The organism is Clostridia bacterium, from assembly GCA_028698525.1.
Taxonomy (GTDB): Bacteria; Bacillota; Clostridia; order JAQVDB01; family JAQVDB01; genus JAQVDB01.
In genome coordinates this window covers 1-16550 of record JAQVDB010000017.1, presented here as the reverse complement: position 1 = coordinate 16550, position 16550 = coordinate 1, and the positions used below count along the sequence as shown (strand labels likewise).

The window sequence follows — 16550 nt, the reverse complement described above, 5'->3', positions numbered from 1 at the left end:
GATGAAAATGAAAAAAACGATTAAGGTAAGTGCTAAGTCCTATGAACAAGCGGTAGGTAAGGTGCTCAAACAGCTAAATTTAAATAGAGAAGATGTGGACATAGAATTAATCAAAAAAACAAAAGGGTTCCTGACTCAATCCAGCTATGAATTTGAGATAGGTGAAAGGCAAGCTTCACAAGACGGGAGTTATGATATTAGATTTGAAGATGATGGTGTATACTTGATAATCAATCCGCATAAAGGAGCAGGTAAGCCTATAAATCAAAACAATTTAATAAAAGAGATAATAGAAAAGAGAATAGATGATATTGATAAAGAAATTTTGGCTAATGCCATTAGCTCGACCCAAGAGTGCAGGGAGAAGATAGCTCCCGCACAACAGGAGAAAAAAATTGATGCTAAGCTTTCAATTACGATTGATAAAGATGCTTTTACTGCATATGCAGAGATATCTCCCCCTTTGGGAGGAAAAATGATCGAATATGATGCTGTTTTACAGCAATTAGAACAGAACGGAATAGTTTTTGGCATTAAACATGAAAATATAAAGAATTTCATAAAAGAATCAAAGTTCAATCAAAGGTTCATAATAGCCAATGGTATCCCCCCTATTGATGGTCAGGATGGAAAAGTGAAATATTATTTCAATAAGAACAAACAGCTAAAACCTAAAGAACTAGAGAATGGTCGAGTAGACTACCACGAACTTGGGTTGGTAGAAAACATAAAAAAAGGACAATGCCTTGCGGAAATAACCCATGCTTCAAAAGGGCAAGACGGAACCAATGTTTATGGAAAAAACATTAAGGCTAAAGATGGAAAGAATATCAATATTAAATTGGGGAAAAATGTTGAATTAGAAGGCAACAAGATAATTGCAACTGATAACGGTCAGGCTACTATCATAAAAAATATGATAAATGTGTATAGGGTATATGAAGTGAATGGAGATGTAGATAATTCAACAGGGAATATTGATTTTATAGGCAATATAATTATAAAAGGGAATGTGCTTACTGGGTTTGAAGTCAAAGCAGGAGGGAATATAGATATATTTGGAGCAGTGGAAGGGGCTATCATAAAAGCTGAGGGAGATATAAAGATCCATCGAGGCGTACAAGGGAGAAATCTAGGGTTGATTAATTGTGGGGGAAATTTAGTTTCTTCATTTGTGGAAAACGCTAGAATAGTGGTAAGAGGCAAGATGAAGGCCGATGCCATATTACACAGCCATGTTTATTGCAATGATGTAATAGAGTTAGATGGAAAGAGAGGCATCATAGTGGGAGGAGTTGTAAAAGCATTAAACGGAATAAAGGCGAAATCAATCGGATCCAGCATGTGTACTGGAACCGAGATAGAAGTGGGATGTGATCCCTTGTTACGAGAAGAGTATAATAAAATGAAAGAACAACTAAAGGTAAAAAAAGTTGAGATAGCAAAGGCGGAAAAAGTCATTTCTTTATTGAATAAATATGAGCGAAAAGCTGGGTTAGATAACTCAAAGCAAGATGTAAAAGTAAAAGCTATAAAATCAAAGTTATCTCTAATGAATGAATCTATAAAATTAGAGGACAAGATTTCGCAAACTGAACAAAAGATCCAAAACATGACAAAGGGTAAAGTAAGCGTATTGAAAACAATATACCCAGGAGTAAAAATAGTAATAGGAAAGTCTGTATATGAAGTAAAAGATGAAATGAAATATTCTACTTTTAAAAATCAGGACGGCGATATAAAAGTGCTTGCATATGAAAATATCTGAGCAGAGAAGGGATATGTATGAGTATAAAGCCTGTTGACATGCAAATAGTGGTTCAGAAAGCATATGAAGTGGCAAAAAATGCTGCTTCAGAGCAGACAAGACCCAATATTCAACAGCAACAATTTTCACAGATTCTGCAAAAAGATGCGGCTAAACAGGAGAATCAAGTTTTAAATACGTTTAACACAAGCTTTAATAAAGTTTCTACCAATGAAAAAAGGAAAGATAAAAGAAATAGTGGGGATAATGAGAAAGCTAAAGAACAACAAGAACAAGAACAACAACAACAAGAGGATAAGCAGAAAGAACTTTGTTGTAGTTTAAAAGGTAGGCATGTGGATATAAAAATATGACAACGGGGGTGAGAAATTGGAATATGTAGCTGTAGTATTTTCATTGATATCATTGCTGGGCGTTTTAATTATTTATTCTATTTTTAGAAAGATAAAAATACAATGGGAAGAAAATAAGAAAATATATGATAATTATGGATTATTTTTAAAAGAGGCTAATCAGCTTTATAAAGATATACGGGCAACATATTCTGAAATGATAGACCACATAGAAGAACAAATGCAACAACCCGGATCAGAAAAAAAGGTGGATTCGGGTACGGATGAGGTAAATCACATCAGACTTTTAATAAAAAAAGGATATAATACAGATGAAATTGCCCAAATATTAGGTAAAGGAAAGGGAGAAGTAAAGTTAATTATGGAATTGAATAATCTTATTTAGTAAGTTGGGCAAATATATTAATGCAATCTCCTTTTATTTTTTATTGATTAATATAATCAACTATGTTATACTACTAACGGTGATAAAACGCACATTTCCTGACTTGTAGAACGGTGCTGTTATAGTGACAGTTTTCTACAGGGATGAATGGGAATGGAGGAATAACTGAGGAGGTGAAATTATGGCAATTGTAACTATGAAACAATTATTAGAAGCAGGTGTTCATTTCGGACATCAGACTAGAAGATGGAATCCTAAGATGAAGAAATATATATTTACTGCAAGGAACGGTATATATATCATAGACCTTCAAAAGACAGTAAAAAAGATTTCAGAGGCTTATGATTTTGTCAAAGATGTTGTTTCCAGTGGTAAATCTATATTGTTTATAGGTACAAAAAAACAAGCTCAAGAGTCAATAGAGGAGCAAGCGAAACGATGTGGCATGTTTTATGTCAGCCAAAGATGGCTGGGCGGTATGCTTACAAATTATAAAACCATAAGGCAAAGGATCGGAAGGTTAAATGAGTTAAAAAAGATGGAAGAAGACGGTATATTCGATGTTTTGCCTAAAAAAGAGGTTATAGGTTTAAGGCATGAGTTAGAAAAATTAGAGAAAAACCTCGGTGGTATAAAAGAGATGGAGCAGCTGCCGGGTGCTGTATTTATTGTTGACCCTAAAAAAGAGAGAATAGCTATTAATGAGGCTAAAAAATTAGGGATACCTATAATAGCTATTGTAGATACAAATTGTGACCCAGATGAAGTGGATTATGTGATTCCGGGGAATGATGATGCTATACGTGCAGTAAAATTACTTACATCTATTATTGCAGATGCAGTATTAGAAGCAAAACAGGGTGAACAGACCGAAGAACAAGAATAATATTATAGGGGGATGGTTGGGTTATCACTCATTGCCGTCCCTTTATCTTTAGCATAAAAGGAGGTAGATATTCATGATCAAAGCTTCTCTTGTAAAAGAGTTGAGAGAGCGAACAGGCGCAGGAATGATGGACTGCAAAAAAATGCTAGTTGAGACAGGCGGAGATATCGAAAAAGCAATCGAGATGTTAAGAGAGAAAGGACTTGCTGCAGCTGCTAAAAAGGCAGGTCGTATAGCCGCTGAAGGAGTAGTAGCTTCGTACATACATGCCGGCGGTAGAATAGGTGTTTTGATAGAAGTTAATTGTGAAACTGATTTTGTTGCAAAAACCGATGAATTTCAGGATTTTGTAAAGGATATGGCGATGCAGGTTGCTGCTTCTAACCCCACATATATTGAGAGAGAACAAGTTCCTGAGGACCTAATTCAAAAAGAAAAAGAAATTTTAAGAATACAAGCAGTAAACGAAGGTAAACCCGAAAAGATTGCTGAAAAAATAGTTGAAGGCAGGATACAGAAGTATTTTAAAGAAATATGCCTTTTAGAACAGCCATTTATTAAGGATACAGATAAGACAGTAGGCGATATTTTAAAAGAGAAGATCGCAAAGATTGGCGAGAACATAAAGATCAGAAGGTTTACCAGGTATGAAATGGGCGAGGGCCTTGAAAAAAGAGAAGATAATCTCGCTGAAGAAGTCGCAAAACAAATTAAAGGGGAATAACTACTATAAAGGGAACACAATTTTTGTGTCCCTTTTTTAAGAAGAATTATATTGTAGGAGGTTTTATTTTAATGGAAAAACCTGCTTTTAAACGGATAATACTTAAGCTGAGCGGTGAGTCTTTAGCGGGAGATCAAGGTTATGGTATTGACAACAAAATTTTAGATGCGATTGCTTCTGAAGTTATACGCGTTCGAAAAGCCGGTGTAGATGTGGCGATAGTTGTAGGTGGTGGTAACATATGGAGGGGCAGAAATGGCATAGGTATGGACAGGACAACAGCTGATCACATGGGAATGCTTGCGACAATAATAAACGCTTTGGCTCTACAAGATGCGCTTGAAAAGAAAGGTGCTCAAACTAGGGTACAGACAGCTATAGAAATGAGACAAATTGCAGAGCCGTATATTCGTAGGAAGGCTATAAGACATCTGGAAAAAGGAAGGATAGTAATATTTGCTTCAGGTATAGGCAATCCATTTTTTTCCACCGATACGACTGCGTCCTTGCGAGCCGCTGAGGTTGAAGCCGATGCTATACTTCTTGCCAAAAACGTTGATGGGGTGTATGATAGCGATCCAAATATAAACCCTGATGCCAAAAAATATGATAAACTAGACTATATACAAGTGATAAACAGAAGGTTGGGTGTAATGGATAGCACAGCTATAACGCTATGCATGGATAACAAGATACCAATTATTGTTTTCGGATTAAAGCATCCTGACAATATTATGAAAGTCATAATGGGAGAAAATATTGGTACAATAATAAAGAAGGAGGAGTAATGATGATTCCACAGATGGACGATCATATAAAGACAGCCAGAAAAAAGATGTCAAAGACTATAGATGTATTAAAAAAAGATATGGCTTCTATAAGAGCAGGCAGAGCAAACCCATCATTATTAGATAATATAAAAATTGAGTATTATGGTGTGTTAACGCCTCTAAACCAAATAGCAGGCATAACAGCTCCTGAACCTAGACTTTTGCTTATTTCTCCTTGGGATGCAAATGTACTTCCTGCTATAGAAAAGGCAATTTTAAAATCTGATTTAGGTCTAAACCCCAGTAACGATGGAAAGGTGATAAGGTTAGCTATTCCTGCTTTAACTGAAGAAAGAAGGAAAGAGTTAGTTAAAGTTGTCAAAAGAAATGGTGAAGATGCTAAAATAGCCATAAGACAGGTAAGAAGAGAAGTAAATGATACTTTCAAATCAATGGAGAAAAAGAGCGAAATAACTGAGGATGACCAGAGGCGAGGGGAAGAAAGAGTCCAGGAATTGACAGATGATTTTACCGGCAAAGTAGATGAAATTGTTGAAAAGAAAGAACAGGAAATTATGGAGGTTTAAACATGTTATCTCCCGACCTTCTCGGTTTAACACTTGAGGAATGTGTAGAAATACTTAAAGAGAACAATATTGAATATAAGACGAATATGACTGCCTCTCCCCAAAACATAAAAACAGAAACTTTTGTTAAAAGAGTAATCAGACAAAAGTATTCCGGCTCCATCCTTGAAATTACATATTCATTTTTTTATAAATAAAGCAGCTTTGGCTGCTTTTTAAAACAGATCAAGAATCGGAGAAGAAAACATGAGGATTTTAGATATATTCAAGAAAAAAGATAAAGACATAGAACAAATAAATATACAATATACACCTGAACATATCGCAATAATTATGGACGGGAATGGAAGATGGGCCCAAAGGCGCAATATGCCAAGAACTCAAGGACATAGAGCGGGTATGGAATCTGTGAGAGATATAATAAAGGCATGCAGTCAATTGGGTGTAAGAGTTTTAACGCTATACGCATTTTCAACAGAAAACTGGAAAAGATCTGAGGAAGAAGTCAGTTTTTTGATGAACTTATTAGTTGAATATGCAAAAAAAGAGGTTAAAGAATTAAACAGGCAAAGAGTAAAATTAATCGCATCAGGCGATATAAGCCAATTACCAGGATATGCCTTTAGGGAAGTAAAAAATGCCATCCATCTGACTGCTAATAATGATGGATTAATAGTAAATCTTGCTTTGAACTATGGTGGAAGAGATGAGATAGTGAATGCCACTAAAAAAATCTACCAAGATATATCAGATAAAAAGTTAGAGATCAAAGATATAAATGAAAGTTTATTTTCAAGGTATTTATATACTCGAGACCTGCCTGATCCCGATCTATTGATAAGAACCGGGGGCGAATTAAGGCTGAGCAATTTTTTACTTTATCAAAGCGCATATGCTGAACTTTATTTTACAGAGGTAATGTGGCCTGATTTTAGGAAGCAGCATCTCATAGAAGCCATAGAGGACTATCAGGGAAGAAGTAGAAGATTTGGAGGCATAAACAAAAGGTAGGTGCTGGACGTTGTTGATAAAACGTATAACCACAGCTGTAATCGGGATTGTTTATTTGATAATTGCAGTGCATTATGGAGGATGGTTTTTCAATCTTTCAGTAATGGCAGCTGCATTATTAGCACTTTATGAATTTTATAATGCTTTTCAATCCAAGGGAGTTAATGTTATAAAAATCGGATATTTATTTGCCTTATTTATTTTTAGTATTACAATTTATAATTTAACTCATCTTGCGATTATATGTATTGTTTTATTTTTGATAGTTTATTATATGATTTTTACCTTTAGTAAAAATCATGATATTATTGATATTTTTGTAAGCTTTACCGGTATTTTTTACCCAGTTTTACCTTTTATAACATTGATAAAGCTTAGATGTTCGCCGGAAAGCGAAAGTATTGTATACATGTGGCTTATATTTATTCTCACATGGTCCACTGATACGTTTGCTTTTTTTAGTGGGAAAGCATTGGGAAAACGCAAGCTTTGTCCTGATATAAGTCCCAATAAGACAGTTGAAGGCAGTATAGGGGGCATAATTGGAGCAGTTGTAATGGGAATATTAACTGGCATTATAACAAATAACTTATTTGATTATAATATTGTGTGGTATAATTATTTGATAATTGGATTTTTATGTGGTATTTTTGGTCAAACAGGTGATTTAATAGCTTCAAAAATAAAAAGATATTGTGGTATCAAGGATTATGGAACTATATTCCCAGGGCATGGCGGAATTTTAGATAGGTTTGATAGTATAATTGTTTCGTCTACCCTAGTATATTTTTATTTAGTGGTTTTTGTATTTTGAAAATCAGTGCAATTTTTAATCAAGTTATATGCTTATTTAATCCAAATTTCAAGAATGTTTTTATGAGGAGTTATGATGAAGACTGCATTAAAATTTTTGATAAATAGTGCTATAGTTGTTGGAGTTTGTGCAATATTTTTTATTGCAGTTAAAATTTTAATAATATATTTTTCTCCATTTTTGGTTGCAGTACTTATTGCTTTGTTGATAGATCCTTTGGTAAAGCTTTTGGACAATAAGACCAAGTTACCTAGATGGTTTTCTTCGCTGTTAAGCATAGCTATTTTTTTTATAAGTTTTGCCTTAATAGTTTTTGTTTGTTTTTCAAGATTTATGTATGAGCTAAAAAAAATAATAAATATGCTACCATCATACTATGACAATATAAATAAATATATAAATGATTTTATAATTTATATGCAGCAAGTCAATGATAGGCTTCCACCAGAAGTTTTATCCAAAGTAGACGAGGGAATGGCAAATGTATATACTTCACTATTAGGCATTATGAATTCTTTGAAGGATAACATTGTAAAGGTGATAGCATCTTTACCGGAAATATTGCTCTTTTTGATAATAATATTCATAGCATCATATTTTTTCAGCAAAGATAAGGATAAAATCTCTAAGTTTGTCATTAGGTTATTTCCACCCCAAAAGCGAGATTATGTTCGTAAATTTCAAACAGATGTATTGCATACTTTGCTTGAGCTGATAAAGGCACATGCTACGTTAATATTATTGACTACTGCTTTTGATATAGTAGGGTTTATCATTTTAAAGGTGGATTATGCCTTGACTTTGGGTATTATATGTGGAATATTAGATTTACTTCCAATATTAGGACCTAGTTTGGTGTTCATCCCATGGATTGCTTATAGTTTTTTTATGGGGAATACATTATTTGCTGTCGGTTTACTGATATTATTTATAGGTATGCTTGTATTTAGACAGGTACTCCAGGCAAAAATTATAAGTAATGGATTAGGGTTACATCCTTTGCTTACTTTAATTTCCCTGTATGTAGGATTGAAGTTATTTGGTGTAATAGGAGTTTTTCTAGGACCTTTAATATTAATAATTATAAGAGGTGCTTTGGAAACCGGATTGTTTCCATTTTTCAGGTATAGAGGTGATAATACTTAATGAAAAGAGTGATTGTATTAGGTAGTACAGGATCAGTTGGTACTCAAACACTAGATGTGATAAAAAATAATTTGGACAAGTTTGAAGTAGTATGTCTGACATGCAAGAAGAATATAGATTTATTAGAACAACAAATAAACTTATTCAAACCCAAATTAGCTGTAGTTGAGGATGAATCAAAAGCGGAAGAATTAAAAAAAAGAATACACCAGACTTCAACCGAGATACTGTCAGGATATGATAATATAGTCAATTGTACAGAATACTATAAAGCAGACATCGTTGTTGCTGCAATTGTAGGGATAGCTTGTCTCATGCCCGTAGTAAAAGCTATAGAAAACAAAGTGAATATTGCTCTGGCTAACAAGGAAACCCTTGTAGCTGCCGGAACTTACATAAATAAAATTGCTGAAAGAGAAAACGTAAATATAATACCTGTGGACAGCGAACATTCAGCAATTTTCCAATGTTTACAGGGTAACAATAGAGAACACATTAAAAATATATTGCTTACAGCTTCAGGAGGTCCATTCAGAGGATTCAATAAAAAACAATTGGAGGATGTTACTGTAAACCAGGCCTTAAAGCATCCTAATTGGGACATGGGAGATAAAATTACTATAGATTCAGCCACTATGATGAACAAGGGATTAGAAGTCATAGAAGCTAGCTATCTATTCGGTTTGACTTCCGATAAAATAAAAGTAATCATACACCCTGAAAGTGTCATACATTCCATGGTAGAATATTCAGACAACAGTATAATTGCACAATTGAGTATTCCTGATATGAGAATCCCTATAATGTATGCCTTAAGCTATCCGGATAGATTAGAAAATAAGGAACAGGGTATAAATTTTTTTGAATATGGCAAATTAACATTTGAAGAACCGGATTTTGAAGCGTTTAGATGTCTAAAACTCTCATATCAAGCATTAGATATAGGCCATACAATGCCTGCTGTACTCAATGCAGCTAATGAGGTTGCAGTTAATCTGTTCTTAAATGAACAGATTAAATTTACTCAGATAGGAGAAATTATAGAAAAAACCATGCTTGAGCATCAGATAATATATGACCCAGATTTAGATGACATATTAAACGTTGATAAAATGGTGAGGAATGCTTTATCTTGAAATTAGGATGGTGTAGTTGAATGGTTACTGTTTTGATTGCCCTTTTATGTTTTGGTATAATCATTATGTTTCACGAATTAGGCCATTTTGTGGCAGCTAAATCAGTTGGAATAAAGGTAGATGAATTCTCTATAGGAATGGGACCTAAAATATTTAAATTTAAGGGGAAGGACACTTTCTATTCTTTAAGAGTTTTACCTATCGGTGGTTTTGTGAAAATGGCTGGAGAAGATGAAGAATCCAACGATAAAAATGCTTTTAATAATCAACCTGTATGGAAGAGAATACTAACCATCGCTTCGGGGCCTTTAATGAATTTCATTCTAGCGATAATAGTGCTCAGCATAATTGGCTATAATTTAGGAGTTCCTATACCTGTGGTTGACGGGGTAGAACCGGGTATGCCTGGTTATCAAGCTGGAATAAAGCCAGGAGACCGTTTTATATCTGTAAATTCTGTAAAAGTTAAGTCAGCTGATGATGTAAGAAAAATAATAAATGATAATGCTGGCAAAGATATCACAATGAGCTTAAAAAGAGGCCAAGAGACAGTGGATGTAAAGTTAACTCCTACTTGGGACGAAGAACTGCAAATGACTAGAATTGGCATCAATTTCAAAGTAACAAATACCTTGCATGATTCAATAACCTATGGTTTTAAACAAACAATAAATTTGATATATTTAATGATTCAAGGGTTAGGACAATTGATATTTGGCAAGGCTGATATGGGAAATGTTATAGGGCCTGTTGGAATAATAAGTGAAGTGGGTAAGGCGGCCCAAGTAGGTATATTTAACCTTTTGTGGCTGGTTACTATAATTACTATTAATCTGGGAATAATAAACCTTATACCATTCCCTGCATTGGATGGGGGCAGATTAATTTTCCTCATTATAGAGGGTATAAGAAGAAAACCAGTCGATCGAACCAAAGAAGGACTAGTGCACTTTACAGGATTTGCTTTGCTTATGCTTTTAATGCTATACATTACGTTTAAAGATATTATAAGATTAAAATAAAGAAGGAAAAATAAAATGATTTGTAGGAGAAATACGAGAAGGATCAAGTTGGGTAATATCAGCATAGGTGGAAATAGCAGAATTACTGTTCAGTCTATGACAAATACAGATACTAGAAATTTAAATGCTACAGTTGATCAAATAAAGAGACTTGAAGAAGTTGGGTGTGATATAATTAGGGTAGCAGTACCTGATAAAGATGCTGCTGCTAATCTTGATAAGATACGTGAATTGATAAGTATACCATTAGTAGCGGATATACACTTTGATTATAGACTTGCCTTAATGGCTTTAGAAAGAGGTATTGACGGGATAAGGATTAACCCTGGAAATATAGGGGATCGTCAAAAAATAGAAGCAATAGCACATGAAGCAAACAAAAGGGGTGTAGCTATACGTATAGGGGTAAATAGCGGTTCAGTAGAGAAAGATTTACTTGATAAATTCGGAGGTCCTACGGTGGATGCTCTTGTAGAAAGTGTGCTGAGATATATAAAACTACTTGAGGAAAATGATTTTTTCAATATAGTTTTATCCCTTAAATCATCTGATGTGATAGATACATTTGCTGCATATAAACAAATTTCTGAAAGAGTTGATTATCCATTGCATGTAGGCATTACTGAATCAGGCACAATATGGTCGGGAACCATAAAATCATCGATTGGAATTGGAGCCCTTTTGTTGAACGGAATAGGGGATACTATCAGAGTATCGCTTACAGGTGATCCTATAAAAGAAGTTGAAGTAGGTAGACAGATATTAAAGAGCATTGGAATGTTAGATGAAGGAGTAGAAATTATCTCTTGTCCTACCTGTGGGAGATGTGAGATTGATTTAATAGATACTGCAAACCAGATAGAATCCAGGCTTAAACATATAAAAAAGCCTTTAAAGATTGCGGTAATGGGCTGTGTCGTGAACGGGCCAGGAGAAGCAAGGGAAGCTGATATTGGTTTGGCAGGAGGGCGGGGGAAAGGCATAATCTTCAAAAAGGGTGAGTTTTTGAAAAAGGTTAGTGAGGCTGATATGGTAGAACAATTCGTCTATGAAGTACACAAATTGTTAGACATTGAGAGCGAATGAGAGGAAGGATTGTATGACTATAGCAGCGATTATACCTGCTTACAATGAGGATAAAACAATACAAAATGTAATTAATGTGTTGAAGGTATCTAGGTTGATAAATGAGATTATTGTGGTAAGCGATGGCTCTACAGATGATACAGTAAATGTGTCAAAAAGAGCAGGTGCCAAGGTCATAGAACTAGAGACTAATAAGGGAAAAGGTGGGGCTATGCTTGCCGGGGTAGAGAAATGCAATTCTGATGTAATGCTCTTTTTAGATGCTGATCTAGTAGGTTTAAAAGCACACCATATACATAATTTGCTTACTCCGATATTAAATAATGAGGCCCAAATGACTATAGGTGTTTTTTGTAAAGGTAGACCGGTAACTGATTTTGCACAGAAAATAGCACCTTTTCTATCAGGTCAAAGGGCCATGAGAAAAGAACTGATAGAGAATCTTTCTGATTTGGAGATTTCAAAGTTTGGAGTGGAGGTTGCACTTACACGATATGCAAATAAAAATAGCTTATGCGTGAAGGAAGTTATACTGGAAGATGTTACACATATAATGAAGGAAGAAAAACTAGGTTTTTCCCGGGGATTTGCTGCAAGATTAAAAATGTATTGGGAGATAGCTAAAATAGTTTTCAGTTGGTGATATATATGGACAAAAGTCTTTTAAATATTGTGGGAATGAATTCTAATATTGAAATACAAAAAGTTTTAGTGAATATAAAAGATAAAACATGGAAACTATACATCAGATCAGATGAATTAATTGACTACAATCAAGTATATGCCCTAAAGAAGCGAATTAAAGAGAAGTATAGTTTTTTAGATAGTTTTGAGATAAAAATAAGATATAATATCAAATTTGATAGTTTAGAACATTTATTTAAAGTATACTGGAATAATATTAAATTTTATACTGAAGAAAAATTACCTTCATTTAAATGTTGGTCGAAAAAATGCTATTATAAGATAAAAGATAATTGTGTATATATAATTCTTCCTGACCAATCAAGCCTGCAAATGTTAAATATAAAAAAGTTGAAACAATCCATGCAGAATCTCATTGACGAACAATTTGGGATAAAAGCAGCAATAAAATTGATATCAAACAATTTTATTGCTGCTAATTCAGAAGAATATATAAAAGCAAAAAATGCAGAAGATGCAAATTTAGTTGCATTTGCATTAAATCAGAATCAGCAAAAAAAATCAAAACCAAAGACAACAAGAAAAAATAGGCTAACAAAAGATGATACTATACCTATTAGCGATATCGATTCTAATTCAGGTACTGTATCCTGTCAAGGAAAGATAATAAGACTGGACTTAAAGCAATTGAAAAGTGGGAGATTTTTGGCAATATTTGATATTACTGATTTTGAAAGTTCTATAACTATTAAATATTTTATGAAGAAAAAAAATACTGATGTATTATCAAAGGGAGCATGGGTAAAAGTCAAGGGAGACTGCCAATATGATAAATATGAAAGAGATCTGGTGATCACTGCATATGAGATAATCAAGATTCAGCCAGAGGTTAGAACTGATGATTGTGAGGAAAAGAGAGTAGAATTACATGCGCATACACAATTAAGCGCTATGGATGGAGTAACTCCAGTTAAAAATTTGATAAACAAAGCAGCACAGATGGGACATCCGGCAATTGCAGTAACAGATCACGGAGTTGTCCAAGCATACCCAGAAGCCTTTGATGCCGGCAAAAAGTGTGGTATAAAAATCTTATATGGCGTAGAAGCATATGTAGTAAATGACAGAGAAAATATAGTTATCAATGCTGATAACACTCAATTACAGGACGAATTCATAATATTTGATTTAGAGACAACTGGATTGAAACCTTCTGAAGATAGGATAATCGAAATAGGTGCGGTAAAAGTAAAAAACGGTGAAATTGTGGATGAATTTAGTTCTATGATAGACCCAGGAATAAGCATACCTGCTAAAATAACTGAATTGACGGGTATTGATGATAAAATGGTCAAAAATGCACCTAAAATAGAAGAAATATTACCGAACTTTTTAAAATTTATATCTGACAACCCTATAGTGGCGCATAATGCATCTTTTGACACAGCATTCATCAAAAAAAGTTGTGATATGATGGGAATTGCAATCAAAAATCCTGTTATAGATACATTGGCTTTGAGTCGAGTGCTGTACCCTAAACTAAAGACCTATAAACTAAATAAAGTAGCAGAGCACTTAAATATAAAACTGGATAATCATCATAGGGCAGTAGATGATGCAAAGGCTACTGCCCTGATATTTTTAAAATGCTTAAAAAAGTTAAAAAACAGGGGAATTAAAGATATAAGTCAAATAAACGAATGTTTTGCAGACGAAGTGAATTATGCAAAAGTTCCTTCATATCATGCAGTAATATTAGTTAAAAACCAAGAAGGCCTCAAAAATTTATATAAATTAATATCTCTATCTCATTTAAAGTATTACTATAGAAGGCCTAGAATACCTAAAAGCATATTTAACAAGTATAGAGAGGGACTTATAATAAGTACGGGATGCGAGTCCGGAGAGCTATACAGAGCTTTATTAAACAGATGGGACATGCAAAAGATCGAGGAAATTGCTAATTTTTATGATTATTTTGAGATACAGCCATTAGGAAATAATGAATTTTTGATTCGTGATGGAAAAGTAAAAGATGTCCAAGAACTTAAGAAATTAAACAAAAAAATTGTTCAGTTGGGTGATAAGTTCAATAAACCGGTAGTGGCTACAGGAGATGTGCACTTTGTAAATAAAAATGATGAATGTTTTAGAAGGATACTTATGTGGGGACAGGGTTTTGAGGATGCAAATAAACAAGCGCCTCTTTATCTAAGAACTACCTCAGAGATGCTGGAAGAGTTCAGCTATCTTGGAGAAAAAACTGCAAGAAAAGTAGTTATCGATAATACTTTAAAAATCAATCAAATGATAGAGGATATAGAACCTATACCTGATAAATTATATCCTCCTATAATAGAAGGTGCAGACAAAGAGATCAAAGAAATGGCAATATGCAATGCTAAAAAACTTTATGGAGATGATTTGCCAGAAACAGTTAAGAGAAGATTGGACAAGGAATTAAACTCTATAATAAGCAATGGATTTGCTGTTTTATATCTTATAGCACATAAGCTGGTTAAAAAATCACTTGATGATGGATATCTTGTTGGCTCCAGAGGATCAGTGGGTTCTTCTTTTGTTGCAACTATGTGTAATATTACAGAGGTTAATCCTCTACCTCCTCATTATTCATGTCCTAAATGTAAGTATTCTGATTTTGATATAGATTTAAACAAGTATCCTTGCGGCATTGATTTGCCGGACAAGCATTGTCCAATATGTGGAACCGGTCTAAAAAAAGATGGTCACAATATACCATTTGAAGTCTTTTTAGGCTTTAAAGGTGATAAGGTACCGGATATAGATTTGAATTTTTCAGGGGAATATCAACCGGTTGCCCATAAGTATACAGAAGAATTGTTTGGTGAGGGTCATGTGTTCAGGGCTGGTACGATAGGAACTATTGCTACAAAGACCGCTTTCGGATTTGTTAAAAATTATTGTGAGGACAATGGTCTTGTTATTCACAATGCTGAAATGAATAGATTAATTGATGGATGCACAGGGGTAAAGAGAACTACAGGACAACACCCAGGTGGTATCATGGTAGTTCCTAAAAATATGGATATACATCAATTTACTCCGATACAACATCCTGCTGATGACAAACGGTCAAGTATTATAACTACTCACTTTGATTATCATTCTATAAGCAGCAGGTTGGTAAAGCTGGATATTCTGGGTCATGATGATCCTACTGTAATAAAAATGCTGGAGGATTTGACAGGCGTCGATGCTACAAAGATATCGTTAGATGATGAGCAGACTATGTCTATCTTTTCGTCTACAAAAGCGTTGAACATAGATGAAGAAGATATAAATAGCGAGGTTGGAACTTTTGGCATACCTGAGTTTGGTACAAAATTTGTTAGACAAATGCTGGTGGATACAAAACCTAAAACCTTTGCTGAACTGGTCAGAATAAGCGGTTTATCCCACGGAACAGATGTGTGGTTGAACAATGCTCAGATATTGATCAAAAATAAAACAGCTACATTGAAAGAAGTAATATGTACTAGGGATGATATAATGACTTATCTTATCCAAAAAGGCATGGAACCGACCCTGGCATTTAAAATAATGGAGAAAGTGAGAAAGGGCAAAGGCATTGATCAAAATGAAGAAAAGAAAATGAGACAAGTAGAAGTACCGGAATGGTTCATCGATTCATGTAAAAAAATAAAATATATGTTTCCTAAAGCGCATGCAGTGGCATATGTGACTATGGCTTTTAGAATAGCTTATTTCAAAGTTCATTATCCCGAAGCATTTTATGCTACATATTTTACTGTGCGTGCAGATGATTTTGATGCAGATTTGATATCCAGTGGCAAACAAGCAGTAAAAAATAAGATAGAGGAGCTGGAAAGTGCAAATTCTAAACTGACTCAAAAGGAAAAAAACTTACTCACTATTTCAGAAGTAGCATTAGAAATGTACCAAAGAGGCATCAACATGTTAAAGGTTGACTTATATAGATCAGATGCAAAAAAATTTTTGATAACGGAAAAAGGTATACTACCTCCGATAAACAGTCTGCAGGGAGTAGGTAATAATGCCGCAGAGAATATCATAAAGGCCAGGGCAAAAGGGAAATTTATTTCTATTGAAGATATCGTAACCAGAAGCAGGGTTAGCAAGACTGTAATAGAAGTATTAAAAAATCATGGCTGCCTGAAGGGATTGCCAGAATCCAACCAGTTGTCTCTATTTGG

At 34.2% G+C, this 16550-nt stretch carries 16 protein-coding genes; all 16 read left to right on the top strand.

Annotated features, from left to right (window positions below; translation table 11 throughout):
* Positions 1 to 7 precede the first annotated feature (7 nt).
* The gene (locus tag PHP06_03830; GenBank protein MDD3839683.1) at positions 8 to 1768 is read left to right on the top strand and encodes a FapA family protein; all 1761 of its coding nucleotides are present in this window, start codon (positions 8 to 10) and stop codon (positions 1766 to 1768) included.
* Between the two features lie 17 nt (positions 1769 to 1785).
* Positions 1786 to 2121 (top strand): hypothetical protein, encoded by a 336-nt coding sequence (locus PHP06_03825; protein MDD3839682.1) that lies wholly within the window; start codon positions 1786 to 1788, stop codon positions 2119 to 2121.
* Positions 2122 to 2137: 16 nt separating this feature from the next.
* Positions 2138 to 2506 carry a hypothetical protein gene (locus PHP06_03820; GenBank protein ID MDD3839681.1) on the top strand — a complete coding sequence of 123 codons (369 nt, stop codon included), beginning with the start codon at positions 2138 to 2140 and terminating at the stop codon, positions 2504 to 2506.
* A gap of 181 nt (positions 2507 to 2687) precedes the next feature.
* A complete protein-coding gene (gene rpsB / locus PHP06_03815; protein MDD3839680.1) occupies positions 2688 to 3392 on the top strand; it encodes a 30S ribosomal protein S2 in 705 nt (234 codons plus the stop codon).
* A gap of 73 nt (positions 3393 to 3465) precedes the next feature.
* Positions 3466 to 4116, top strand: coding sequence for a translation elongation factor Ts (tsf, locus tag PHP06_03810; protein ID MDD3839679.1), 651 nt, complete (start codon positions 3466 to 3468; stop codon positions 4114 to 4116).
* Between the two features lie 71 nt (positions 4117 to 4187).
* The gene (gene pyrH, locus PHP06_03805) at positions 4188 to 4904 is read left to right on the top strand and encodes a UMP kinase (GenBank protein MDD3839678.1); all 717 of its coding nucleotides are present in this window, start codon (positions 4188 to 4190) and stop codon (positions 4902 to 4904) included.
* 14 nt (positions 4905 to 4918) lie between these two features.
* Entirely contained in the window at positions 4919 to 5473 is a 555-nt protein-coding gene (frr, locus tag PHP06_03800; protein ID MDD3839677.1) for a ribosome recycling factor, read from the top strand.
* Between the two features lie 2 nt (positions 5474 to 5475).
* The gene (locus PHP06_03795; GenBank protein MDD3839676.1) at positions 5476 to 5670 is read left to right on the top strand and encodes a hypothetical protein; all 195 of its coding nucleotides are present in this window, start codon (positions 5476 to 5478) and stop codon (positions 5668 to 5670) included.
* 49 nt (positions 5671 to 5719) lie between these two features.
* The gene (locus PHP06_03790) at positions 5720 to 6484 is read left to right on the top strand and encodes an isoprenyl transferase (GenBank protein ID MDD3839675.1); all 765 of its coding nucleotides are present in this window, start codon (positions 5720 to 5722) and stop codon (positions 6482 to 6484) included.
* A 13-nt stretch (positions 6485 to 6497) separates the two neighbouring features.
* The gene (locus PHP06_03785) at positions 6498 to 7298 is read left to right on the top strand and encodes a phosphatidate cytidylyltransferase (GenBank protein MDD3839674.1); all 801 of its coding nucleotides are present in this window, start codon (positions 6498 to 6500) and stop codon (positions 7296 to 7298) included.
* Positions 7299 to 7370: 72 nt separating this feature from the next.
* Positions 7371 to 8444, top strand: coding sequence for a sporulation integral membrane protein YtvI (gene ytvI / locus PHP06_03780; GenBank protein ID MDD3839673.1), 1074 nt, complete (start codon positions 7371 to 7373; stop codon positions 8442 to 8444).
* Positions 8444 to 9580 carry a 1-deoxy-D-xylulose-5-phosphate reductoisomerase gene (locus tag PHP06_03775; protein MDD3839672.1) on the top strand — a complete coding sequence of 379 codons (1137 nt, stop codon included), beginning with the start codon at positions 8444 to 8446 and terminating at the stop codon, positions 9578 to 9580. Before ytvI ends, PHP06_03775 begins: the two co-directional genes overlap by 1 nt.
* Before the next feature lie 20 nt (positions 9581 to 9600).
* Positions 9601 to 10602, top strand: coding sequence for an RIP metalloprotease RseP (gene rseP / locus PHP06_03770; protein ID MDD3839671.1), 1002 nt, complete (start codon positions 9601 to 9603; stop codon positions 10600 to 10602).
* A 15-nt stretch (positions 10603 to 10617) separates the two neighbouring features.
* Positions 10618 to 11688, top strand: a complete 1071-nt coding sequence (gene ispG, locus PHP06_03765) for a flavodoxin-dependent (E)-4-hydroxy-3-methylbut-2-enyl-diphosphate synthase (GenBank protein ID MDD3839670.1) — start codon at positions 10618 to 10620, stop codon at positions 11686 to 11688.
* A gap of 13 nt (positions 11689 to 11701) precedes the next feature.
* The gene (locus tag PHP06_03760) at positions 11702 to 12331 is read left to right on the top strand and encodes a glycosyltransferase family 2 protein (GenBank protein MDD3839669.1); all 630 of its coding nucleotides are present in this window, start codon (positions 11702 to 11704) and stop codon (positions 12329 to 12331) included.
* A gap of 5 nt (positions 12332 to 12336) precedes the next feature.
* Positions 12337 to 16550: PolC-type DNA polymerase III (locus PHP06_03755; GenBank protein ID MDD3839668.1), on the top strand; the 4214-nt coding region annotated here is incomplete at its 3' end.

Excerpts from the sequence above, each read along its gene's own strand:
- PHP06_03830 (MDD3839683.1), top strand. The coding sequence starts at position 8 with ATGAAAAAAACGATTAAGGTAAGTGCTAAGTCCTATGAACAAGCGGTA.
- PHP06_03825 (MDD3839682.1), top strand. The coding sequence starts at position 1,786 with ATGAGTATAAAGCCTGTTGACATGCAAATAGTGGTTCAGAAAGCATAT.
- rpsB (MDD3839680.1), top strand. The coding sequence starts at position 2,688 with ATGGCAATTGTAACTATGAAACAATTATTAGAAGCAGGTGTTCATTTC.
- tsf (MDD3839679.1), top strand. The coding sequence starts at position 3,466 with ATGATCAAAGCTTCTCTTGTAAAAGAGTTGAGAGAGCGAACAGGCGCA.
- pyrH (MDD3839678.1), top strand. The coding sequence starts at position 4,188 with ATGGAAAAACCTGCTTTTAAACGGATAATACTTAAGCTGAGCGGTGAG.
- frr (MDD3839677.1), top strand. The coding sequence starts at position 4,919 with ATGGACGATCATATAAAGACAGCCAGAAAAAAGATGTCAAAGACTATA.
- PHP06_03795 (MDD3839676.1), top strand. The coding sequence starts at position 5,476 with ATGTTATCTCCCGACCTTCTCGGTTTAACACTTGAGGAATGTGTAGAA.
- PHP06_03790 (MDD3839675.1), top strand. The coding sequence starts at position 5,720 with ATGAGGATTTTAGATATATTCAAGAAAAAAGATAAAGACATAGAACAA.
- ytvI (MDD3839673.1), top strand. The coding sequence starts at position 7,371 with ATGATGAAGACTGCATTAAAATTTTTGATAAATAGTGCTATAGTTGTT.
- PHP06_03775 (MDD3839672.1), top strand. The coding sequence starts at position 8,444 with ATGAAAAGAGTGATTGTATTAGGTAGTACAGGATCAGTTGGTACTCAA.
- rseP (MDD3839671.1), top strand. The coding sequence starts at position 9,601 with ATGGTTACTGTTTTGATTGCCCTTTTATGTTTTGGTATAATCATTATG.
- ispG (MDD3839670.1), top strand. The coding sequence starts at position 10,618 with ATGATTTGTAGGAGAAATACGAGAAGGATCAAGTTGGGTAATATCAGC.
- PHP06_03760 (MDD3839669.1), top strand. The coding sequence starts at position 11,702 with ATGACTATAGCAGCGATTATACCTGCTTACAATGAGGATAAAACAATA.